This window comes from Paenibacillus sp. 2TAB19, assembly GCF_052115185.1.
In the GTDB taxonomy this organism is placed as follows: Bacteria; Bacillota; Bacilli; order Paenibacillales; family Paenibacillaceae; genus Pristimantibacillus.
Window position 1 is genome coordinate 18911 of the sequence record NZ_JBFRGE010000007.1, and the last position, 24470, is coordinate 43380.

Sequence of the window (24470 nt, forward strand, 5' to 3'; positions counted from 1 at the left end):
GAACGGTATCTGGCGAAGATCGATATTAACAAAATTGTTTATGCTCTTTTGCTTGACCGTGTTGCCTACCTATGTGCTATCCGTCGTCCTATACAAATGGGGGACGGAGGAGGTTGTTGAGAAAATCAACACGTCCTCCTATTCGCAGATGACGCAGTACATGGATCGGCTGGAGCAAGAGGTGCTGCGCATGCAGGCGATTCAATACGAATTTCTGAATGACAGGGACTTGGATCGATTGTCTACCATCGTCGATTATATGCCGTGGCTAGAGCAGTTCTACGCTCTTCGGGGGTTAGGGCAACGAATTAATATGATCAAGAACAGCAGTGCTTATGCCAAAGACGTAAGTATTTTTTTGACGCGGGCCGGAAAAGTGATTTCGACCTCCGGGGGGATTAGTCCCCTTGAAGATGTGTCAGGGCTCGACATAAGAAATTTGGACCCAAGCTCCAAATCTCTYGTCGCCTATCGTCAGGGTGAACTGTACGTAGACTTCTATAATATAGTCACCGACTTCTCGGATACGAACCTGCCCTTGTTCAAAATCGAGATCATGCTGGACAAGACCGTTTTTCAAGCCGATCTCGAGCACTTCGGCGGGGAAGAGGTTAACGTTCTCATGCTATCGGATTCAAGTACGAGCCGCGTAATCGGCAAAAGCAATGTCGATGAGCCGAATCTGGCGGAGATGCTCGACGAGGCTAATAAACGGAAAGGAAACGGGGAGAAGCAGGGTTGGGTCGAACCGATTACGATTAATCAAATCGAATATTCGATGTTGGTCGTCAAGTCTGAAGAGCTGAACATGACTTTCGTTAAGTTCGTTCGCAAAGGTCAATATTTGGAGTCGCTAGAGAAATACACGGTCTGGTTTTGGGCGTTTTCCGTCATATCGTTTCTAGCCATTTCAATGTTTGTTATCTCTATGTATAAGGTGGTCTACAATCCGCTGCGCAAGCTGTCTTCGGCGTTCAAGCGGGTAGAGAGCGGCAATCTGAACATGACCATTACGGATTCCAGCAATAATGAATTCGGATTTATATACCGATCCTTCAATCGGATGGTCCATGAGCTTAAGGTGTTGATTGAACAAGTGTACGAGCAGCGGATCTTAACGCAGCGGGCGCAGATGAAGCAGCTCCAGTCTCAGATTCATCCCCATTTCCTCTACAACAACTTTCRGATTATATACCGAATGGCGAAGCTGGAGGATCATGAGAATTTGGCTGATCTGTCGCTTAAGCTCGCGCAGTATTATCAGTACGTCACGCGCAACACAAGCGATGATGTACCGCTCGCCAGGGAAGTGGAATTCGCTCGCATGTACGTCGATATTCAATCCGTCCGATTCCAGAATCGGCTCGTCGTGCAATTTGCGGAATTGCCTCCAGACTGTGGGCATATTATGGTTCCTCGCCTTATTTTGCAGCCGGTGCTGGAAAATACGTTCGAGCATGGGCTGAAGGACAAGGCGGCGGATGGCCGATTATCGGTTTCCTTCGGGATGGAAGAAGAACAGTTCACGATCTCGATTGAAGATAACGGAGACGCTTTGACAAGCGAGGAGCTGCAGCGGCTGCAGACTCTGTTCAACACCAGTGGTTCGGCAGATGCGGAAGTAACCGGTCTGGTGAATATTCACCGAAGAATCCAAATTAAATTCGGCAAGACGAGCGGCATGCGGGCGACCCGCGGCAGCTTGGGCGGTCTGAAAATCACGATTGCGTTATCGAAGGAGGCGAATAACGATGTATAGGCTGCTCATCGTCGACGACGAGCCTGTCATAGTCGAGGGACTGTACCATTTATTCCAGCAGGTTACCGATATGGAGCTTGATATTATAACGGCTTATTCGGGCAACGAAGCGCTGGATTGGCTGAACCGTACGAGAATCGACATTGTACTGTCAGATATTCAAATGCCGGGCTTGAATGGCATTCAGCTTATGGAGGAAATACAGCAGCGCTGGCCGGCATGCAGAGTCGTCATGTTCACGGGATACAGTGATTTCGATTATGTGTATCGTTCGATCCGTCATGAAGGCGTCCGTTACTTGCTCAAGAGCGAAGGTGACGACGTCGTATTGGATACGGTCAGAAAAATGGTTGCCGAGATCAGGGACAAGCTGAAGGCGGAACAATGGACGGAGCTCATCGAGAGCCAAATGAGGAATGAGCTGCCCCTCTTGCAAAAGGAGTTCATCCTGGACGTTCTCTATGATCCCGCCACGGCAGAGGCATTGATGAATGGCCAATTGGAACGTCTGCAAATTTCGCTTAGCAGCGATCGTCACGTTATTCCGTTAATCGCGCGTCTTGACCCCTGCGATAATCCAATCACCATGGATGAGCAGACGAGACAGCTTTATACACTTAAGCAAGCTCTCGAGCGATGCTTGGAGGAACGGTTTCGTTTCGTTGCGATCTCGTTAAAACATACGTTATGGTACGTAATTGTCCAGCCTATCGAACTTACGCAAGTTAGCGATGCCGCCTTGTATGTAAGGGAAGCTTTGGCTGTTGCGCAGCGTATCTGTTCGGAGTCGTTCGAGCTGTCCGTCTCTTTCGTCCATTCGGCAAATGAGGTGAGCTGGAGGGGGCTGGGGCGTGCCTTTCCCTATATGAACGGACTTCTCGATTACCGAATTGGACAAGAGAAGGAAGTGATTTTGTCCGAGMCGATCGAGCAAGCGGATGTCTCGAAGGGACTTTCCGCGGAAAGGCTCAAACTCGTGGAAGGTTATTTAATGAGCGGCAATGATAAAGGCTTTGTTGCATTCATAGAAGAATGGATCGGCAATGAGGAAAGCTTTGGCGGAAGAACAACGCAAGCTTATGCGGAAAATTACTATACATTGATCGTTTATTTGCTTCAATCGTTTCAACGTTGGGACTTAACGGAAAAGCTGTCTACGCTCGTCGATCTGCGGGCGTTGCTCCGATTGGACAGCTATCGTTCATACGAGGAGATGCTCGGTTTATTCCGCAGGCTGGGTGAGAGCGTCGTGCGTCTCCGGAAGGATGAGGAGGCGGATCAATTGGAGCGGCCGATTCGATTTCTGCAGACCTACATTAAGGCACATCTGGCGCAGGACTTATCGCTGGTCAAGCTGGCGGAGCTCGTTCACTTTAATCCTTCGTACTTATCCAGGCTGTTCAAGCGGGTAACGGAGGAGAACCTATCGGATTACATCAACCGGATGCGGATCGAACGATCGCTAGAGCTGTTGTCTGATCCCGACATGAAGGTTCAACATGCAGCGACGTCCGTTGGTTTCATATCGGTATCCTACTTCAATCGGGTATTCAAGAAGATGGTCGGCAGTACGCCGCAGTCGTATCGGGATGCACGCCAAAGCAAGTCAATATAGGAGAAGAAAACAGCGGCCAAGGTCAAGATCGGACGATATGAAAGCGCATACCCGCGCGGGATAATAAAGGAGCAACATAAATCAAGAAAGCAAAACGATGGGGAGGTCGGAATGATGAAGATGAGAAAGAAGTCCGGCATATTGCTGCTTGTTGTTGTTCTGCTTGTTTCTTTGTTGGCTGCGTGCTCGAACAAGGCAGACAATGACGGCAAGAAAACGCAGACTAGCGAGCAAAGCGGCAATGGATCAGATGCACCAAGCGGAGAAGAAGAGGTCGGTGATCCTTTCGGAAGGTACGAGGAGCCGGTTGAGATTACGTTCGCGGGTTATATCGACGATACGATGCAAAAGAATTTGCTCGTTGATGGCCTTTCTTACGAAGACAACCAATGGACAAAAATTATTGAAGAGAGGCTCAACATCAAAGTGAAATACAAGTGGATCTCCAAGACGGGAGAGCAGTCCGCGCAGAAAATGAACCTCGCGCTCGCATCGGGAGACATTCCCGATATACTCTTGCTCGACCCCGTGCAGCTGAGCCAAGCGGCGCGAGCCGATATTTTGGCAGACATAAGCCCTTACATGGAGCAATATATGTCGACTGAAGTGAAGGGACTTGTGTCGCGGATCGGGGAATCGGCGAAGCAGGCAGCGACATTCGACGGCAAGGTTCTGGGCTTCCCGAGCACGAACGACCTGGCACCGGAAACCGGCTTCCTATGGTTACGCTCCGATTGGCTGAAGAAGCTGAACCTGGAGCTGCCGAAATCATGGGCGGATGTCAAGGCGATCAGCAAGGCGTTCGCGACGCAGGATCCGGACGGGAACGGCAAAAATGATACGTTCGGTCTTTCTCTTAGCAATGATTACAACACGATCGAAGGCGTAATGAACGGCTTCCATGCCAATACGAAGATATGGGTGGAGAAGGACGGCAAGCTGGAGTTCGGAGGCATTCAGCCCGAAGCGAAGGCAGCTTTGGCGGAGCTGGCCGACATGTACAAAGCCGGAGAGATCGACAAAGAATTCGGTCTTAAGGGCGGAGATAAAATCGCCGAAGGAGTAGCGAACCAGCAGATCGGTATGACATACGGTCCGTTCTACCTGTCCCTGCATCCGCTTGGCGAGGCGCTGAAGTCGAATCCCGATGCGGATTGGACAGCGGTCTTGATTCCATCGATCGACGAGAAGCCGGTTATGAGCACCTTCACGCTCGGCTACGGCAGCTTCTTCACGGTACGCAAAGGCTTCGAGCATCCGGAAGCGCTAATCAAGCTGCTTAACCTCTATTACAAAATGTACACCGAGGATTATGCCCAGTACGGCGTCAGCGGGAACGGCAAAGAAAATTGGAGGCTTTCGCCTGTCGAGATACGCGATGTTTCCAAGAACGTCAATACGTACTTGGCTATCAAGGATGCTATTGCAAGCGGCGATACGAGCAAGCTGATCGGCGAACAGAAGGCGATGTTCGACAACGTGGACAAATTCCTGAAGGGCGACGCGTCCATGTGGGGCTGGTACAAGGTGTTCGGAGAAAACAGCACGGAAGCGGGCATCAAACAGTTAATGGACAACAAGCAATATGTTCAAGACAAGTTCGTAGGCTCGCCGACGAAGACGATGATTACGACAATGACAACGTTGAACAAACTTCGCGAGGAGACGTTCTACAAAATCATCATGGGCAACTCGCCGACCGACGAGTTTGAATCGTTCGTGCAAAGCTGGAAGAAGCTTGGCGGCGAGCAAATCACGAAGGAAGTCAACGAGTGGTACGACGGCGTAAAGTAACATTTTAATTGCGATCAAGGACTAAGCAGCGGCGGTTAACCGAGTACTGCGGCGCTTCGCTGCTTAGACGATCGCGATATGACATTTAACCGAGGTGGACGATTATGAAGGGCTTCAGAAGTTCCAAAACCTTTTCGCTGCATATGATGCTTCTGCCCGCTGTCCTGCTTGTGCTCGTCTACAGCTATGGCCCGATGATCGGCGTGGCCATTTCGTTCCAGGATTTCATTCCTGCGAAGGGGTTGTTCGGCGAGCAGGAATGGGTCGGATGGGACAATTTCAAATACGTATTCAATATGCCGAATTTCATGCAGGTCATTATGAACACGATCACGATCGCTTTATTCAAAATCGTGCTTATCCTCATCGTTCCGATCGTGTTTTCGCTGCTGATCAATGAAATCAAAGGAAAGACGCGCAAGAAGCTGGTCCAGACAAGCATTTATCTTCCCCATTTTCTTTCATGGGTTATACTGGCGGGCATTTTGCTCGATGTTCTGTCTCCTTCCACGGGGATCATCAACAAATTTTTGTCCGTTCTTGGCATCGAGCCTATTTTTTTCCTTGGAGACAACAATTGGTTTCAATTCACGATTATTACATCGGATATTTGGAAAGAGTTCGGTTTCAGCACCATCATTTATTTGGCTGCCATTACGGGAATCAACCCGTCCTATTACGAGGCGGCCGTAATTGACGGAGCTAACCGTTATCATATGATGCGATTTATTACGCTGCCTGCCATCTCCTATGTCATCGTGCTGCTCGGGGTGTTAAGCCTGGGCAACGTGCTCAATGCCGGCTTCGACCAAATCTTCAATCTGTACAGCCCTCAGGTATACGAGAGCGGTGATATTTTGGACACGTTCGTCTACCGATTCGGACTGATGGACGCACAATTCGGTCCGGCTACCGCTGTAGGATTGTTTAAATCGGTTGTTTCCTTCGTATTCATTACGGGCTCCTATTGGATTKCCGTGCGCTTCGCAAACTATCGCATCTTTTAACGGGAAAGGAGGGATCTCCAATGAACGTATTCAGCGGAAAAAAGATAAAAGCTTTCGATGTATTCAACGGGTTGTTTCTAACGGCGGCGGTGCTGCTATGCGTGCTGCCGTTCGTTCATATATTGGCCGTCTCGCTTAGCTCGAGCACGGCAGCTACGAAGGGAGTCGTCACCTTTTGGCCGGTCGAATTCAACTTATATGCTTATGATTTCGTATTGGGCCGAATCGACTTTTGGAGGGCCATGTACGTATCCTTGGAGCGCATATTGATCGCCGTGCCGATCTGCATGCTGCTCACTGTTCTTGTGGCGTATCCGTTGTCTAAGGATCATTCGATCCTGAAGTCGCGCTCCGCGTATGTTTGGTTTTTCTTCTTCACGACCATATTTAACGGAGGGCTTATTCCGACTTATTTTATAGTCAAAGAGACCGGCCTTATGGATTCCGTCTGGTCGCTCGTATTGCCGGGCGCCGTGCCTGTATTCAATATCATCGTATTGCTTAACTTCTTCCGTCAGTTGCCGAAGGAGATGGACGAAGCTGCCGTGATGGATGGAGCGGGGCACTGGACTGTGCTGTGGAAAATATACATCCCTACCTCGATGCCGTCGCTTGCGACGCTGCTGTTGTTCGTCATCGTGTTTCACTGGAATTCCTGGTTTGACGGCATGATCTATATGAACGATCCGACGCATTTTCCGATGCAGACGTATTTAAGGACCGTCGTAACGATGCCGGATCTAAGAAACGTAACGCTCGAAGATTTGGAGAATCTAAAAAACCTTTCGGAGCGGACGGTCAAAGCTTCGCAAATTCTTGTTGGCGCGCTTCCGGTATTGATTACCTATCCGTTCCTGCAACGGTATTTTGTTAAAGGCATGGTTATCGGCAGCGTTAAAGGGTAACGGGAGGAGAAGTCAAAGCAATGATCCTATCTAATTTGCTAGTGCAATATTTGAAAAATCCGATCGGGCTGGAGAGCATGAATCCTTTGCTTAGCTATACGCTGACGTCGGACGTCTCTCATCAAGCGCAAACGGCTTATCGCATTCTAGCCGCTTCAACACAGGAGCATCTGCGGCAAGAAATCGGCGATGTATGGGATTCCGGAAAAGTATTCGATTCGAGACCTTTCGCTATCGAATATGCGGGCAAACAGCTGAGGTCCAGACAACGAGTGTTTTGGACAGTGAAAGTATGGGATAAGGAGGATATCGAGTCCGAGTGGAGCGAGATCGCGGTTTGGGAAATGGGACTGCTTAACGAGTCGGATTGGACCGCTAACTGGATTGGGCATGGGGACGGCATGAACGCGAATCCGTCAGCGGCGCCGCAAGTTGCGTACGACTTCGAGCTGAAGAGCGAACGGAAGATTGCTCACGCGCGCGCTTATATAAGCGGGTTGGGACTATTCCACGCCACGTTAAACGGCCAGAGGCTGGACGATGCCTTTTTTCATCCTGGCGAAAGCGATTATTCGCAGACCGTTTATTATGAAACCTTCGATGTGACGAACATGCTGCGACGCGACTCGAATGCGATAGGCATCGTAATCGGCAACGGCCAATACGTCAACTTTAAGGTAAATCCGGTCATGACGCTTGAGGATGGGACAGAAGCGCCCGAGCATCGGTATCAGAAAAATGACAGCGGTTATACAAGGGAAGGGATCTACGGGGAGAAAAAGGTGCTCGCTCAAGTAGAGGTCACCTACGACGACGGCGAAGTCGAGATCGTTGCGGCAACGGACGAGACTTGGAAGCTGACGGACAGTCCGATTACGTTCAATAACTGGTATGGCGGCGAAGATTACGATGCCACTGTAGAGTTAGATGGCTGGGACTTACCGGGCATGGACCGAACCGGTTGGAATGATGCGGCCATCATGAAGAAGCCTCTGGGAACATTAAGAGGAAGAGAATTTCTTCCTATACGGATGATCGAGAAGTTTCCCGCCGCTTCCGTTACGAAGCTGGATAACGGCAACTGGCTCGTTGATATGGGGAGGAACGTTGCCGGATTTCCGGAGCTCGTTCTCCGCGGTACGACTGCGGGCGATCACGGGACCGTTATCTCCATGTATCCGGCGGAGATGCTGAACGCGGAAGGAACAGGCGTCGATCAAGCATCTTGTACGCAAAGCGAGTCGAAGAAATATAACTGCAGCATTACGAATCGTTATACCGTGAAAGGCGTTGGCGATGAGGCTTGGCATCCGATCTTTTGTTATCAGGGGTTTCAATTCGTAGAAGTATCCGGGTTTCCAGGTGAAGCAACAGTAGATAATTTCAATTGCTGCGTACTAAGAGCGGCCAACGAGAAGACGGGGACGTTCGAGACTTCCGATTCGGTCTTGAACAGGGTCCATGAATTAACGGAACGCTCGATCGAAAGCAACATGTATTTTTCATTTACGGACTGCCCGCAAATCGAGAAGTTGGGTTGGCTGGAGACGTCGCATCTCATGTTCCGTTCGATTACTTCCGGGTACGATATCCGGTCATGGATTCCTAAGATTACGCAGGATATGATTGATGCGCAAACGACCGAAGAAGATAATCGAAACGGAGATCCGGAGGGCAAGGGGTATGTACCTGCCATAGCGCCCGAATATTATCGGATCGTCGGACTTCACAGAGACCCGAACTGGGGCGGCGCTTGTATTCTGACCCCTTGGGAGTACTATCAAATTTACGGCGACATCACCCTATTAAGAAGAGCCTACGAGACGATGACAACGTATCTGGATTATCTGGAAACGCATACGCAAGATTCGCTTCTGATCGGTTATGCGCAGATGGGGGATTGGGGGCAGTTGAACGAAAGCACTCCGACCGTGTTGGTGGAAAACTGCGCCTATTACTATATGTTAAGCATCATGGTTCGCATCGCGGAGCTGACCGGGCATCACGAGGATACGGTGATTTACCGTTTGAAAGCGGAAGAGGTTCAGCGTAAATTCCACAATCACGCAGATTGTTATGAACCGGAAAGCAGACGTTACGGAAATGACAGTCAAGCGAGCTACGGCTGCGTTCTCTTCAGCGGCATCGGATGGAAGGAAAATATTGATCTTGCCGTGACGTTTCTGAAGGACGCGGTTCGGCGCAGGGATGATCATCTCTCCTCTGGCGAAGTGGGATTGAAGCAAGTATTCGCCACGTTAGGCTGTTATGGTGCAAGCGATGTCGTATATCGCATGGTCACGAATGATACGCAGCCCAGTTATAAATACTTTGTCGATAACGGGCTAACCACGCTTCCGGAATATTGGAATTATCAAGAATTATGGCACGGCACGATGGTCCGCTCCAGAAATCACGCCATGATGGGGCATGTGAAGGAATGGCTGACCTCTTATGTTCTGGGCATCCGGCCAGAGGAGCCGGGGTATCGGAAGTTGATTATTGAACCGTCGTTAACGGACCTCATCGAAACAGTGAGAGGCAGCATATGGAGTCCATATGGTCTTATTCGCGTGGAATGCGTTCGCAATGATGCCGGTATAACGTTAGATGTCGAGATTCCGGTTGGAGCGACGGCTGAGATTAGGCTGAAGTCCATTCCAGCGGAGCACTCAACGATAGGGTCAGGAAAGTTCAGGTTCTCCATCAACACGGACGGGGTAGGATCATTGAAGTAGATAGTTCTGTACAACAAGAAGTTAGGATTAAACCTTTATCAGGTCCATGAGGATTGCTAGGATAGAAACGAATCCTTTGAGCCAGAAAGAAAGGTAGGGTTACCCATGTTGAAACTCCAATATGACTCGCCTGCAATGCATTGGACAGAAGCGCTACCCGTTGGTAACGGTAGACTGGGCGCCATGATATTCGGCGGTGTAGAGAGCGAGAGAATTCAGTTAAACGAGGATACGTTGTGGTCCGGCTATCCTCAGGACGGCAATAATCCCGAAGCCAAGGAGATATTGCCGAGGGTAAGGGAGCTTATCGCCAAAGGCGAATACGCGGAAGCTGAGCGGCTCAGCAAGGGAATGCTTGGACCGTATACGCAATCGTATTTGCCGTTCGGGGATTTACGACTGTTCATGGAGCACGGCAATCACGCCAGTTCGTACCTGCGAAACCTTAATCTTGAGCAAGGCATCTGTTCCGTGAAATATAAAATCGGCGATGTGGAATATACGCGTGAAATGTTCGCCTCGCACCCCGATCAACTGATTGTGATACGTCTTCAATGCAACCGTACGGGGTACTTAAGCTTCCGCGCGAATCTGGATAGTCCGCTGCGTTATGAAACCTCTGCTTCGGAGGGGGAATATGCTATTCAAGGCATTGCGCCGGTACATGTATCTCCGAGTTATTATCCGACCGACGCCCCGATTCGTTACGGAGATCCGGCGAAATCGGAAGCGTTGCGATTCCACGGTCGTATGTTTGTTGCTCATGAAGGCGGGGAAGCTCGGGTTACACACGACGGTATTCACGTGTCCGGCGCAACCAACGCAACCTTATTTTTCAGCGCAGCCACCGACTTCGATACGCGGATTGGTATGGCTAGCAATGACTGCGACCCTGAGCAAACGTCCAAACATTATTTGCAACAAGTTAAACACAAAAGCTACGAGGACGTTCGGGGCTTGCATGTTTCGGATTTTGCCAAGCTGTTCAATAGGGTTACGCTTCGCCTTGGAGAAAGCAAGGCGCCGGATGACATGGCGACGGATCGAAGAATTGCCGCTTACGGTGGAAGCGATCCCGGCTTGGTCGAGCTCCTGTTTCACTACGGCCGCTATCTGATGATTTCCAGCTCGCGTCCAGGTACGCAGCCGGCGAACCTGCAAGGGATATGGAACGAGCACACCCGCGCGCCATGGAGCAGCAACTATACGCTCAATATTAATGCGGAAATGAACTATTGGCCAGTAGAATCATGCAATATGGCCGAAATGCACGAGCCTTTCCTTGACTACATTGCCCGCTTAGCGGCAAACGGCAGCCAAACAGCCGAAATCAATTACGGGGCGAAGGGATGGGTCGCGCATCATAATTCGGATCTGTGGGCCCAAACCGCCCCGGTAGGCGACTACGGTCACGGTGACCCGGTGTGGGCATACTGGCCGATGGGGGGAGTATGGGTATCCCAGCATTTGTGGGAGCATTACACATTCGGGCGCAATAAACAATACCTCAAGGATAAAGCCTATCCCGTTATGAAAGGCGCGGCTGAATTTTGTATGGATTGGCTGTACGAAAATGAAGATGGGTACTTGATTACGTCTCCATCCACTTCGCCCGAGCATAAATTCGTTCATCAAGAGGGTAAAAACGGTGTCAGTTCGGCAACTACGATGGATTTGACCCTGATTTGGGATCTGTTCACGAACTGCATCGAAGCCTCCGAGGAGCTTGAGATTGACGAAGCCTTCCGAAACGAGTTGTCGGCAGCTTTAGACAAGCTCTTGCCGCTGCAAATCGGCAAACACGGACAACTGCAGGAGTGGTCCAAAGATTTCGACGACGAAGACGTTCACCATCGGCATGTGTCGCACTTGTTCGGGGTTTATCCGGGACGGCAAATAACCGAGGACGCGACTCCGGAGCTTTTTGCGGCAGCCAAGACTTCCCTTGAGCGGAGAGGCGACGGCGGAACGGGCTGGAGTCTCGGCTGGAAGATCGGATTGTGGGCCAGGTTCAGGGAAGGTAACCGCGCGCAGCAGCTCATTTCGAACTTATTGACGCTTGTTAAGGAAAACGAACCGGATAATTATCACAGAGGCGGGGTTTACGGGAATCTCTTCGATGCTCACCCGCCATTCCAAATTGATGGTAACTTTGCGGCTACAGCCGGAATCGCCGAGATGCTGCTACAATCCCATCAAGGATATTTGGAGCTTCTTCCGGCTCTGCCAGATGCGTGGCCAAGTGGACTCGTCACTGGATTAAGAGCGCGCGGAGGATTCGAAGTGAGCATGAAGTGGACGCAAGGGAAGCTGACCGAAGCCGAGATTGTTTCGAGCCAAGATCAAACGTGCACCATAAAGTGCGGTCCAGACATCGAGGTTTGGGAAGATCAGCGTCAAATAAAGACGGTTAGAGCTTCCGATGAATCGCATCTGTTTTCCGTGGAGACAGGGAAACGATATCGGATAACGGCAAAGTAGCACGCGAGTGCAAGGGCATTATTCACGAAAGCGACACAGGTTTTTGACAGAATGATGAGGGTTGGCCTTAGAACGGCACATGAACGATACATTATGGTAACCTATACTTAAAAAATGAGTTATAGGGAGTGTTATCGTCATGCGAGTACAACCCAATACGGCAAGTATCGAACATATTCCGACCTCGGTCACGAAGGTCGTCTTCGAAACGATAAAGATTGGCATCATCAAGTCGAACCTCATCGCCATGATCGCCGGGCTTAGCATGGCGTTGTTCGTCCATGACTTGTCGTTCTTCGACAAGATCGGCAATATCGTGCTTGCTTTGGTCGGTTCTGCCCTTGTTATCGGAGCGGCCGGCGTCTTCAATAATTTATATGATCGCGATATCGACAGCATTATGGAGCGGACGAAAAACAGGCCTACCGTATCCGGAATCGTTGACCTCGGAAGCGGGCTCTTCATTGGAACGTGGATTGCCCTTGGCGGCGTGGTCGCGTTGTATATAGCTTCTCCGCTTTCCGCGTTCTTAGGTTTTCTGGGGCTGTTCCTCTATGTCGTGCCTTACACCATGTGGACGAAGCGCAGAACGATCTATAATACGGAGGTTGGAAGTTTGTCGGGCGCGATGCCTCCATTGATCGGTTGGGCCGCGATTGCGCCCGACATTTTGCATCCTGGAGCCATTGCGTTGTTTCTGTTAATGGTGATTTGGCAAATGCCTCATTTTTACGCGATCGGGATTCGCCGCATGGAGCAATACCGGGCGGCCAACATTCCGATGCTGCCGGTAGTCAAGGGGATTCGGCGGACATACTTGCAGATGAACGCGTATTTGGTAGCGTTGTTCTTTTGCAGCTTCTTGTTCTGGTCGTTCAATCCGTTCATCGCCGTGGCGAATGCGCTCCTGACCTTGGGCTGGTTGATCCTGAGCATTAACGGGTACCGCAAGAAGCCGGAGGATAAGTGGGCTCGTTCGATGTTCATTTTCTCATTGAACCACATTACGGTGCTGCTGCTGATGATCGTCGGCTACTCCATAGGTGCACCGTTGCTGTAATGAGACGAAGAGTTTGAAAGCCGAGAATCCTTGTGAACTAAGGATTCTCGGCTTTTTATTTTCATAGAGCCAGAGCATTGTACGAGAGATCGTACAATTCAGATAGGTAGTGTTCTTCAGATAACACAAAGTGTGCGGGAAGTCGGATTGGAGTCAGGAGCATTGTACGAAGAATCATACAAAGCAGGAGTCTTTTCATCCGAAAACGGAACACAATACGATTGTGGATCAAGGTTTTCCTTAGAATTCACCGCGAAACGTTAGCTTTGCCGCCAAGGACGGCGACAGCCGTTTACGCTTGCTATTGCGCATGATTGACTGAATACGATTATTAACGATATAATTTCCTTGTTGTGCAAAAAGTTTCCTAAGAATGCGGGGAGCGCATGTGAAATTAAAAGAAATTGCAAAAAAAGCAAACGTTTCGATTAGTACGGTATCGAGGATCATGAACAACCAGGGCAATTTCAGCGAGGAGACTCGCAAAAAAGTGTTGGATATTGCGAATGAACATCTAAAGCCGGGGATCGCTCCGACCAAAATGATAGGCGTATCCTATACGATAGTCGTAATCGTACCGGGCAATAACGACTTCTTCGATAATGACCCGTCTACTTCTGCGGACTTGAATCACTTAAAGGACGAATTCGAAGCATACGGCCATCAGATTCATATCGCGAAACACTACACGGACTTGCCGTCCTCTCCGGCATATAAGCTTTTGAGCGAGCAAAAAGTGGACGCAGCCATCATATTTGACCCTTTTGTAGGCGATAAGATGTTTGAAGAGTTTAACAGACTCGGAGTACCGTATTTATTTACGAATGGAAGAACCTATAAGGCCGGTCAAAACTATATTGACTACGATAACCGAAAAGGCGCTTATGAAGTGATTCGATATTTGCATGGATTGGGGCATCGGAAAATCGGGATGCTCGCGGGGCCAAAGAATCATCTCGTTAACTTAAACCGATTGGACGGATGCAAAGATGCATTTCGTGAGTTAGAAATGCCTTGGTCGGACACCAATGTTGTAATGGGTTCTTTCGATCCGGCACATGGCTATGAGGCAGTAAAGCGATTGATGAGCGAACAGCCGTCGACCACGGCGATATTTGCTTTTAACGATATTATTGCATTCGGAGCCATGAAGGGATTGGCCGAGATGAACATCCGTATTCCTATGGAAGTTTCCTTGATAGGATTTGATGATTTAAAGCTATCGGAGTTCATGGTTCCGCCGCTCACGACCGTCCGAAGGTTCAGATATGATATTAGCTCCATCATCGTGAAAGTGTTAACGGAATTAATTACGAACAAGAACATTTCCGAGGTTTCCATTAGTCTAAAAACCGAGATTATAGAGCGGGAATCCTGCTCCAAAGCGATTAAGGCATAGGTCGCTCTCCATAAATGGATTCGAATAGCCGTCCTCAGATACTACTATCTGGGGACGGCTATTTTGCGTTTACGTTTGCCTAGAATGATTTTGATTGACGGAGAGAACGAAGGTAGAATATACTAAGAGCGCAAATTAGTTGCGCAATTATTTTGCGCACGATTTCACTATTATGGGAGGGATGAATAATGAAAGGTTTATTTTCGAAGCCAGTAATGAAAGCGTTTACGGTATTGTTGTCGTTTATGATGCTGACAGGAGGTTCGTTTGCGGTGCCATTTCTTGACCAGGCTTCAGCGGCTGTGGGTCCGATTACGGTTAACTTAACGGAAACGCAAGAAGCGTTCAAAAATCCTTTTAAAGGATTTAGGCCTACCCGGTTTATGAATGACACCAGTTTTTCGAATCACGAATACGGAACTGTGTTCAAGCACTACATCAAATACACCGATTTGGAAAATGCGGCGTCCGACTCCGTGCAGAAAATCAAGGATTGGAGCAATGCGGCATGGGCAGGGATTGAAAGTCAGAATAAAAAGGTAATCCCTCGCGTGTTCATCGTCTACCCGAACGGAGGGGAGTATTGGCCGGAAGGCGTTCCTCATGGAGATGTGACAACGCAATGGACAACGGAAACATTGAAAAACCGTCTGACCGCTTTCATCCAGAAGCTCGGTCAAGCTTGGGATAATGATCCGAGAGTCGCCTATATCGAGTTAGGCCTGTGGGGGAATTGGGGAGAGCATCACATTTGGCCGGATAAGCTCGCCGACGGGACCGACCGGATGCCGCTCGTGTTCCAGACGGCATTAGGCGACGCAGCTTCGCAAGCTTTTCAAAACAAGAAAGTACAGGTGCGGTATCCAGATACTTTCCAAAATTATAGCTTCGGTTTTCTGTGGGATTCCTTCGCCTTAATCGATGACCTGTCGGGAGGGGAGGGCATTGCTGCAAGGAATGTGTGGAGAACGCAAGTTAACGGCGGCGAGGTTGCCTACGATTGGGGGCAGAAGCATATTCAGCCGGGTGATTCTCCCAATGACACGTTAAACGATCCGATCCATCGGGACTACGTCATCGACTGGATCAAAAAAACACATACGACAAGTCTGGGATGGATTGATTTATACGATGCGGGCAATTCCGCCGTCTCGCAAGGAGCTGCTTTGATGCAGAAGGAATTCGGCTATCGCTTCGTCATCAATCAAGCTACCTATTCCGGCAGTGTGCAGCCTGGCGGGTCGATGAATGTGTCCTTCTCGGTCGTGAACAAAGGATCGGCGCCGTTCTATTACAATTGGCCGGTGGAAGCTAGTTTGCTGAGTAGCGATCGGACAGTTGCTTGGAAAGGCATATTCAATGGCGTGGACATCCGGAATTGGATGCCGGGTGACGATTGGAATAGCCAGACGCGCCAATACAATCAAGCGCCAGCCGTTCAACAAGTTTCCGGTGCTTTTACGATTCCATCCAATATGCCGGCGGGAACATACACCTTGGCGCTTTCCATTCTCGACCCTTACGGTTATAAGCCAAGCGCCAGATTCGCCAATACAAACTATTATACAGGCGGCAGAACACCGCTTGGCAAAGTCGGAATCGGCATGGATCCCGCTAACCAGAACATCGGACCTTTCGATACATTGAAGCCGGATAATACGCTGACGTATAACCTGACTCAAACTCCATATGATGGCGGGTATAGCGGCGGCGGAAGCGTGGATACTCAGGCGCCAAGCGTTCCGGGGAATCTGGCTGTAAGCGGGACGACTTCGAGCAGCGTCGGTCTGACGTGGTCGGCTTCAACCGATAACGTAGGCGTGACCGGTTATGATATTTACCGCGGAGGCGTATGGGTTGGCTTTGCGACCGGCAATACCTATTCGGATACGGGTTTAAGTCCGAGTACAAACTATAGCTATACAGTCAGGGCAAAGGATGGAGCGGGGAACATATCCGGCGCAAGCAGCTCTGTAAGTGCGACCACCAATGCTTCCGGAGGTGGCGGTACATTGACGGCTTATGAAGCTGAGGCCGCAACGAATACACGGACTGGAGCGGCGGTCGTTGCCACGTGCAGCACATGCTCGGGAGGTTCGAAGGTGGGGTATGTCGGGAATAATGACGGTACGTTGCAGTTTAACGGAATAAACGCGTCAGCAGCGGGAACGTATACGATGACGGTTTCTTACCTCAGCGGCGAGGCTCGTTCCGCGCAAATACGCGTTAACGGAGGAGCGGCTTCTACGCTCAATATGCCGAGCACGGGCAGCTGGACCGCGGTTGGCACCGTTCAGACGCAAGTGCAGTTGAATGCCGGCAATAACACCATCCATTTCTCCAACCCGGCAGGATGGGCGCCTGACTTTGACCGCATTCAGATTAGCGGCGGCAGCAGTATCGGCGATACGCAAGCGCCGACTGCGCCGACGAATGTGAGCGTGCCTGCAAAAACATCGAGCAGCGTCAGCTTAGCGTGGAACGCCTCGACAGACAATGTCGGCGTAGCGGAGTATGTGATCTACAGAAACGGGAACCAAGCGGGCACATCTGCTGCGACGAGCTTTACGGATAGCGGATTGAATGCCAACACGGCATACACGTATACGGTGAAAGCAAAGGACGCGGCGGGCAATCTATCGGCATCCAGCGCAGCGGTTAATGTAACGACAGATGCAGGAAGCGGCGGAACGGGCGGGTTGCTGTTGGATAACTTCGACAATTCACCGAGCTGGCCGGGAACGAATGATCTTGGCAAATGGGCAGGCGCTAACGGATTCGTAAACAATGCGGGCGTCATCGAATCAGGGGCATTGAAGCTTCAGTATAACAACAACGGCTGGTTAGGCACTGACATTACCCAGAACATCGGAAGTTACTCGAAGATGGTGATTCGCATCAAAGGCGCAAGCGGCGGCGAGCAAAGTCATATGCAGCTCACGATCGGCGGAGTAACTCAAACATTGGCGGCTTTCAGTGGGAATACGATTACAACGAGCTACAAAGACATTGAAATCAATTTGGTTTCGAACGGTGTGGATCGCAGCAGTCCTGGACAGCTGACGATGACATTTTGGCACGGAGGCAACAGTTCGGTCTGGATAGACGAGATTCGATTCGAATAAGCGGCGGTAAATTAGCGCCATAAAATGAGGAGCTATCCCAAGGGATAGCTCCTTCATCGTTCGTTGTCCTTATTTTGACTGGAAATCATCCAACCAAATTGCCTGTAGCAGGCATATCAAGCCCCTTTGAGTGGAAAACATCCAGCCTAATTCGGCCATTTTGCTCATTTCCGCCAACTGTTCCCCATTAGCCTGTATGAAATCCAACCAAACTGCCCATTAGACGTCATTCAGCCCATTAGGCTGTATGAAATCCAATCAAACTCAGACCAAATAAAAAGGCTCGCAGCGTAATCGCTTCGAGCCACTTTTTCATACCTCAGTCTCCACATGGAGCGGGGGCGATGCAATAAGAGATTGACGGAAGAGCCTCATGTCAACAACGGCACCGCCGCCCAGCCTGGATTCCTCGGCTGCGAAGGCCATCAGATGGCTTTCCAGAGAGGCTTGCGCAGAGGTCAAGGTATCTACATATCGTTCGCTCCGGAGGTCGGACAGAAATTGCCGCATGATCCCATCGTCGCCGCCTTGATGACCGCTGCTGCTGATCGGGATTTGAATGACGGACTGCGTGCCCGTTGAGAATTCGAATAGTTCGATACGGCCGCTTAGCAAATCGCCGCGAAGTTCTCCTTTGGTTCCCATTACTTGGACGATACGATTGATATCGCGCGTAAATCCGCTCATGCTGAACATAACGGTAACGCCATTCTCGAATTCCATATTTACGATTTGATGATCCACGACATTATTATCCGTCCGGTAGACGCATTTGCCGTAGGGACCTCCCAATATGGCGTTCATTCGATTCGTTTCGGTAGGAGGATCGGCTATGAGTGCGGCAAAAGGGTTTTGTTCAATGTCTTGCATATAAAATCGTAATGCCGAATAGGGACAAACAGATTCGACTTCGCAGCCATCCGTACATCGGTCGGTCGAGCCTGCAGGCGCGTTCTCGATCCGGAAGTGGCTTAACGAACCGAAGGAGCTGACCTTCGTGCAGTCTGCATCGACAAGCCAGCGGATCAGATCCATGTCGTGACAAGACTTGGCCAATATCATGGGACTTGCGAGCGTGTCGTTCCGCCAATTGCCACGGACGAAGCTATGGGCGTAATGGAGGTAACCGACGTTTTCGTTATGTTGAATCGACATGACGTTTCCGATCGCGCCGTCATGTATGAGCTGCTTCATTTTTTGCCAAAAAGGGGTATATCTCGAAACATGGCAGATCGAGAGCAATCGCCCTTCTTCGCGAGCGATGTTCTCCATTTGCACGCATTCCATCGGGTTATTGGACATCGGCTTCTCAAGAAGGACATGATAACCTTTGCGGAGAGCCGCAACCGTAGGCTCGTAATGCATCTGATCCTGCGTGCAGATGAGGAGCGCATCACAGAGCTTGGGCTCGTTCAGCAGCTCTTCCCATGTGGAATAGAGCTGCTCCGAAGACAGGTTTAATGCTTCCGCAAATCTCGTTCTTCGATCCATGTTGGGTTCGGCAACGGCGACCACCTCTACCTCGCGGGGAAACCTCTGAACATACGGCATATAGGATAAGAAACCTCGAGCTCCTGCTCCTATTACAGCTAATTTGATTGTTTTCATAAGCTGATCTCCTCGAAGTAAAGATTATATTTTGCGATACCATGGCAACCGGGAAAGAGGCGCATTCACTTCGACCTGAACAGGGCCTTCGACTACGCTTTCGTCATCGCCGAGCCATCGGCCTTCCGGAAATTGTACCATTCGAGTCTTCTGTCCCTTATTCAAGACTGGAGCTACCAGAATGGAATCGCCAACCATGAATTGGTCCTGAACCGCGTGGAAGCCTTGTTGCGGAAAAACGAATTCCAAACTGCGTAATATAGGAAGTCCATCTCCTGCAGCTTGGTTCGCAAGCTGGGCGAGCAGAGGACCCAACTCCGTCCGGATCCGCACCGCGTCCATGCACCAAGACAACTCATCTCCGTTCAAAACTCGCCATGGTGCCATGGAAAACTGCATCGCGGGAAATAAGGCCGAGCATTGGACAAAGCGGATAAAAAGTTCGGAATCGAAACGGAAATTCGGCGAATTAATGTCTCCATCCATCCCTCCGCCGATCATATCGGGACAATTATAGGCATATCCCATCAAGCCTTGAGCAATAGCATTAGGGATGAGTCCCCCGAGTCCGGTTGCAGCTTCCCAAGTGTGCGTCTTATCGCGTTGGCGCTGGATGAGCGCTTGACCTCCGAGTTTCCAGCACATGCGCAATTCGCTAAGCGAGTATCCGATTCCTAAGCGGGCATAGCATTCCGTATCTTCCATTTGGAGGACGGGACGCGACCATACGACATCCTGCGAAACGTCGTCTAATAGGCCGGGCAACAGCGGTTCTCCAGCGTCGAGCTTGAAGCCGTCAACCCCGTAATCTTCGATCAGTCTGTCTAACTGCTGCTTGAACCATGCGGAGCCTTCTTCGCTTGTATAATCAACGACCGCGCTGTACCCATTCCACCATCTCCTAAGGACAGGCGTGCCATCGGCATGCTTCATCAAGATGCCCTGGTCGCGCAATTGCCGGAAGGTAATGCTGTCAGGACTCACGTACGGGCATACCCAAAGCATGATCTTGAACCCTAATTCATGCAAGTCACGGATCATTTCGGCAGGATTGGGGAATCGATGCTTCTCGAAGTCCCACGTTCCATAGTCTTGCATCCAATTATCGTCAATGATCAACACACCTGGAGGGAAGCCGTGCTCTATAATGGATCTCGCGTAATGGAGAAGTTTGTCCTGTGTCGGTTCGTAAAACATTTCTACCCAAGTGCAATATTGCGGGGCCATAAAAGCCAGTTGGTCAGGCGCAACGCCGGAAGGCGGGAAATGGTTGAGGCACGCATGCCGATAAGCGCCTTGAAGGGTTCCATGACCCTCTTCAAGCCCGAGCTTCTGGTTGTGATCGATAGTAACGGTGCTCTCATTAAAGGAAAAGGCAAACGGCTCTTCGCACCAAATATATCTTCCTTTATTAGAAAGCAATAAGGGGGAAGCTTGGTTATCATCCGTGTAACGTAAATCGCGCGAATGAGGTCGGTCGCCGAACGGCATCAGATGACCTTCATTGATAACGCCTCCCCACCAGAATTCTCCAGTCTCTCTTTGCAATACAGTCTTTGTCATCGGAGTCACTCCCAATTTGTGTTATGAAATAATTTGCGCAATTATTTACTGCTAGTATGGATGAATCTGTAGGGTAATGCAAACGTTTTTTATCTTAACATTTAGGCATCCAATCTTAAGAATGAGGCATTTAAAGCGGTTATACAGATCGATTACACTAAACATGTAAAGAGGCAACCTATTCTGCGGATCACAATTTACGCAAATTTTTGCCTAAACAATTTATTAGGGGGATGTCAGATGGTGAAAAGAAACAAACTTTCATTCATGCTTGCGGTTGTCTTGATGATTTTATCCTTAGTGTCCGCTGCATGCAGCAACGGCACGAACAACGGGGCGAACAACACGCCGGACAACAGTTCGAACAGCAATGCCGGTGAAACGAAAGATGAGCCTAAAAAGAACGTAACGCTTACTTATTCCATTTGGGATAAAATTCAACAACCGGCGATGGAAGCCATTGCGACCGAGTTTACGGCACAAAATCCAAACATCAAGGTAAAGGTTGAAGTCATCCCTTGGGGCGATTATTGGACAAAGATGTCCGCTGCCGCTCCTGCCGGAACGTTGCCTGACGTGTTCTGGATGCATGGTGGCCAATTCGTTAAATATGCTACGGGAAAATTCCTCGAGCCGATCACGGAGAAGGTAGCATCGGGAGAAATCGATTTGAGCAATTATGCGGCGGATCTTGCTTCGATCTATACGATCGGCGGCCAAAACTACGGCGTGCCTAAAGATTTCGACACGATCGGCCTAGCGTACAACAAAGAGCTGTTCGATCAAGCGGGCATTCCTTACCCGGACGACACTTGGGATTATGCCAAGCTAGCCGAGGTTGCCAAAAAACTAAGCCAGCCTGACAAAGGCATCTATGGTTTCGGAGCGAAATTGGATACGCAAACCGGCTATTGGAACGATATTTTGGCTAATGGCGGCAGCATTGTTTCCGATGATCTGACCAAATCGGGTTACGATGATCCGGCTGCAATCGAAGCCTTGCAAGCTCGTTATCAAATGATTCTTGACGGCGCTTCTCCGACGCATCAGCAAATGACGGATATGGAATCGACCGAAATGTTTAAATCCGGCAAATTGGCTATGATCTTCGACGGATCGTGGAGAATCAGCGACATTGACGGCAGCGAAATCATTAAAGGCAAATGGGATTGGGCGAAATTGCCTACAGGCAAGGTGAAAAGAGGCAACATCATTAACGGCCTCGGCAACGTAATGTCCGCAAGCGGTAAAAACAAAGAAGAGGCTTGGCTGTTCCTTAAGTTCCTTGGATCACAAAAAGCGGCGGAAATTACGGCAGAGATGGGTGCGGCTATACCGGCATTCAACGGCACGCAAGACGCGTGGCTGACGTCGAGACCTCATTTGAATCTGAAGGTATTCACGGAACAAGTAGCTGACGCGATTCCGTATCCAAGCGGTTCGCTGGCGTATCCGGTATGGTTCGCGAAAGAGCCTGAGATTATGTCGCAGGCATGGGGCGGAGCTATCTCGGTAGAGGAAGCCGCGAAGAAGGTAGCCGAGATGATGAATCAAGCGATAGCAGAAACGAAATAATCGTAACGTCCAAAAGAAAGTCATTCGGGAGGCGTTCCTTTAAGATCAAGGGACGTCTCCGATGAATAGGGAGTGGTGAGATTGAATTCCAGAAGCAGATATATGTGGGCCTATTTCATGATCGCACCGACTCTAGTAGGCACGCTAGTATTCTGGGGGTGGCCGGTTCTCCAATCGATTTTGCTAGGATTCCAACAGTCGGAGAATTTCGGACTCGTCAATCATTGGGTTGGATTCGATAACTATGCGAAGTTAGTCCGTGACGAAGAGTTTTGGCAAAATCTGCGCAACACCTTGTATTATGTTGCTCTGTTTGTACCGATTACACTGGCGCTCTCTACCGTGTTTGCTATTCTGCTGAATACGAAGATCAAAGGGCTGTCCATTTACCGTGTTATTTTTTTCTTGCCTCAAGTGACGATGCCTGCCGCGGCAGCGATGGTGTGGGTTGTGTTGTTCGCACAGGACTTCGGACTGATCAACCATTTATTAGGAACCCGCATTCCATGGTTGTCCGATTCCAATTCGGCCATGTTCGTGCTCGTTATCGTTGGCGTGTGGGGGGCAATCGGCATGAATATGCTGCTCATTCTCGCAGGTTTGCAAGGCATACCGAAATCGCTTTATGAAGCGGCGGATATTGACGGCGCCAAGCGATTTAACAAGTTTCGTTATATTACGATTCCGATGTTGACGCCAACCCTGTTCTTCACGAGCATCATTCTATTAATCGGAGCCACGCAGATCTTCGACTCCATCTATCTGATTATCGGGAAGACGAATGTTGCGCTTCCGGCGGTTCGTTCGCTCGTTTATGCCTATTACCAAAACAGCTTCGTTTATTTTAATCCCAATTACGGCGCTGCCATCATTAATGTTTTACTCGTGATTAACCTAATACTGACAGGCATTCAATTCGCATTTCAGAAAAAATGGGTCTTCTACGACTAAGGAAGGGGGAAGACAGACAGATGCACATCTCGTCGGCGAGGAAGATCAACTCCGTTATTCATATCGTACTTATTATCAGCGCCATCGCTATGCTCGTTCCATTCGTATGGATGGTGCTGACTTCGCTGAAGACAACGACGGAAGCTACGCAAATTCCGATTCGTTATTTTCCTGAAGCCCCCAGCTTAAGAGGATATATCGAGGCAATCAAGCAATCGGCGTTTCCGCATTATTATATGAACACGATTATATCGGCGGTAATGAAGACCGTGTTTCCGGTTATTTTCAGTTCGATGGCAGCCTATGCGTTTGCCCGAATCCGGTTTCCGGGAAGCTCCCTTCTATTTGTCTTGATTCTATCGGTCATGATGGTGCCGAATCCTGTTTTTTATACGCCTCAATATATGATGATGAGTGACTTAGGACTCGTCAATACGGTTACCGCTCTTTGGATTGCGTCGTTGATCAGCCCTTTTGCTACTTTTCTTCTAAGGCAATTTTTCATGAGCATATCGAAGGAACTGGAAGAAGCGGCTGTTCTCGACGGCTGTAATCCGTTTCAAATTTATTGGCATATCATGCTTCCTTTAGTTAAGTCGGCCTTGGTAGCTATTGTCATTATTCAAATGCAGTGGGCATGGAACGAGCTGCAATGGCCGCTTATTATTAACAGTTCTCCAGAGAAGATGACCTTGTCATCGGGCATAGCGACGTTAGTGTCCATGTTCGGCACGGATTACCCGGTGTTAATGGCAGGCGCCTTTATGGCGGTCGTTCCGATGATTATCCTCTTCTTTATCTTCCAAAAGCAGTTTATCGAAGGCATCGCCTTCAGTGCGCATAAAGGTTAAGGCTTGCAGGTATCCGGACTTCTATGAGTCCGGATTAGC

15 protein-coding genes are annotated in these 24470 nt (G+C 49.7%); 13 read left to right on the plus strand and 2 right to left on the minus strand.

Annotated elements, in window-relative coordinates; all coding sequences use genetic code 11:
• Window positions 1-58: 58 nt before the first annotated feature.
• The 10 genes from AB4Z33_RS04690 (at window position 59) to AB4Z33_RS04735 (ending at window position 17883) form a co-directional block, all read left to right on the plus strand.
• Window positions 59-1759 carry a sensor histidine kinase gene (locus AB4Z33_RS04690; protein ID WP_442048896.1) on the plus strand — a complete coding sequence of 567 codons (1701 nt, stop codon included), beginning with the start codon at window positions 59-61 and terminating at the stop codon, window positions 1757-1759.
• The gene (locus AB4Z33_RS04695) at window positions 1752-3374 is read left to right on the plus strand and encodes a response regulator transcription factor (RefSeq protein ID WP_442048809.1); all 1623 of its coding nucleotides are present in this window, start codon (window positions 1752-1754) and stop codon (window positions 3372-3374) included. Before AB4Z33_RS04690 ends, AB4Z33_RS04695 begins: the two co-directional genes overlap by 8 nt.
• A 111-nt stretch (window positions 3375-3485) precedes the next feature.
• Window positions 3486-5168 (plus strand): extracellular solute-binding protein, encoded by a 1683-nt coding sequence (locus tag AB4Z33_RS04700; protein WP_442048810.1) that lies wholly within the window; start codon window positions 3486-3488, stop codon window positions 5166-5168.
• A gap of 104 nt (window positions 5169-5272) precedes the next feature.
• Window positions 5273-6175, plus strand: coding sequence for an ABC transporter permease (locus AB4Z33_RS04705; RefSeq protein ID WP_442048811.1), 903 nt, complete (start codon window positions 5273-5275; stop codon window positions 6173-6175).
• Window positions 6176-6195: 20 nt separating this feature from the next.
• A complete protein-coding gene (locus AB4Z33_RS04710) occupies window positions 6196-7080 on the plus strand; it encodes a carbohydrate ABC transporter permease (protein ID WP_442048812.1) in 885 nt (294 codons plus the stop codon).
• A 20-nt stretch (window positions 7081-7100) separates the two neighbouring features.
• Window positions 7101-9818 (plus strand): family 78 glycoside hydrolase catalytic domain, encoded by a 2718-nt coding sequence (locus AB4Z33_RS04715; RefSeq protein WP_442048813.1) that lies wholly within the window; start codon window positions 7101-7103, stop codon window positions 9816-9818.
• 105 nt (window positions 9819-9923) lie between these two features.
• Window positions 9924-12299, plus strand: a complete 2376-nt coding sequence (locus tag AB4Z33_RS04720; protein WP_442048814.1) for a glycoside hydrolase family 95 protein — start codon at window positions 9924-9926, stop codon at window positions 12297-12299.
• A gap of 139 nt (window positions 12300-12438) precedes the next feature.
• Entirely contained in the window at window positions 12439-13359 is a 921-nt protein-coding gene (gene cyoE / locus AB4Z33_RS04725; RefSeq protein ID WP_442048815.1) for a heme o synthase, read from the plus strand.
• A 373-nt stretch (window positions 13360-13732) separates the two neighbouring features.
• The gene (locus tag AB4Z33_RS04730) at window positions 13733-14758 is read left to right on the plus strand and encodes a LacI family DNA-binding transcriptional regulator (RefSeq protein WP_442048816.1); all 1026 of its coding nucleotides are present in this window, start codon (window positions 13733-13735) and stop codon (window positions 14756-14758) included.
• A 188-nt stretch (window positions 14759-14946) separates the two neighbouring features.
• Window positions 14947-17883 (plus strand): DUF4832 domain-containing protein, encoded by a 2937-nt coding sequence (locus AB4Z33_RS04735; RefSeq protein WP_442048817.1) that lies wholly within the window; start codon window positions 14947-14949, stop codon window positions 17881-17883.
• A gap of 312 nt (window positions 17884-18195) precedes the next feature.
• On the opposite strand, the gene AB4Z33_RS04740 is transcribed toward AB4Z33_RS04735, so the two are convergent.
• Together AB4Z33_RS04740 and AB4Z33_RS04745 are read right to left on the minus strand one after the other, a co-directional pair.
• Complete coding sequence (locus AB4Z33_RS04740) at window positions 18196-19491, minus strand: Gfo/Idh/MocA family protein (protein WP_442048818.1); 1296 nt, start codon at window positions 19489-19491, stop codon at window positions 18196-18198.
• 24 nt (window positions 19492-19515) lie between these two features.
• Entirely contained in the window at window positions 19516-21054 is a 1539-nt protein-coding gene (locus AB4Z33_RS04745; protein WP_442048819.1) for a glycoside hydrolase family 31 protein, read from the minus strand.
• Window positions 21055-21294: 240 nt separating this feature from the next.
• Between AB4Z33_RS04745 and AB4Z33_RS04750 the strand changes: the two genes are divergently transcribed.
• The 3 genes from AB4Z33_RS04750 to AB4Z33_RS04760 all read left to right on the plus strand — a co-directional run bounded on the left by AB4Z33_RS04750 (window position 21295) and on the right by AB4Z33_RS04760 (window position 24431).
• Window positions 21295-22629 (plus strand): ABC transporter substrate-binding protein, encoded by a 1335-nt coding sequence (locus tag AB4Z33_RS04750; protein ID WP_442048820.1) that lies wholly within the window; start codon window positions 21295-21297, stop codon window positions 22627-22629.
• A 75-nt stretch (window positions 22630-22704) separates the two neighbouring features.
• On the plus strand, window positions 22705-23580 hold the full coding sequence (locus AB4Z33_RS04755; protein ID WP_442048897.1) for a carbohydrate ABC transporter permease: 876 nt from the start codon (window positions 22705-22707) through the stop codon (window positions 23578-23580).
• Window positions 23581-23600: 20 nt separating this feature from the next.
• Window positions 23601-24431 carry a carbohydrate ABC transporter permease gene (locus AB4Z33_RS04760; RefSeq protein WP_442048821.1) on the plus strand — a complete coding sequence of 277 codons (831 nt, stop codon included), beginning with the start codon at window positions 23601-23603 and terminating at the stop codon, window positions 24429-24431.
• The last annotated feature ends 39 nt before the right edge of the window (window positions 24432-24470 follow it).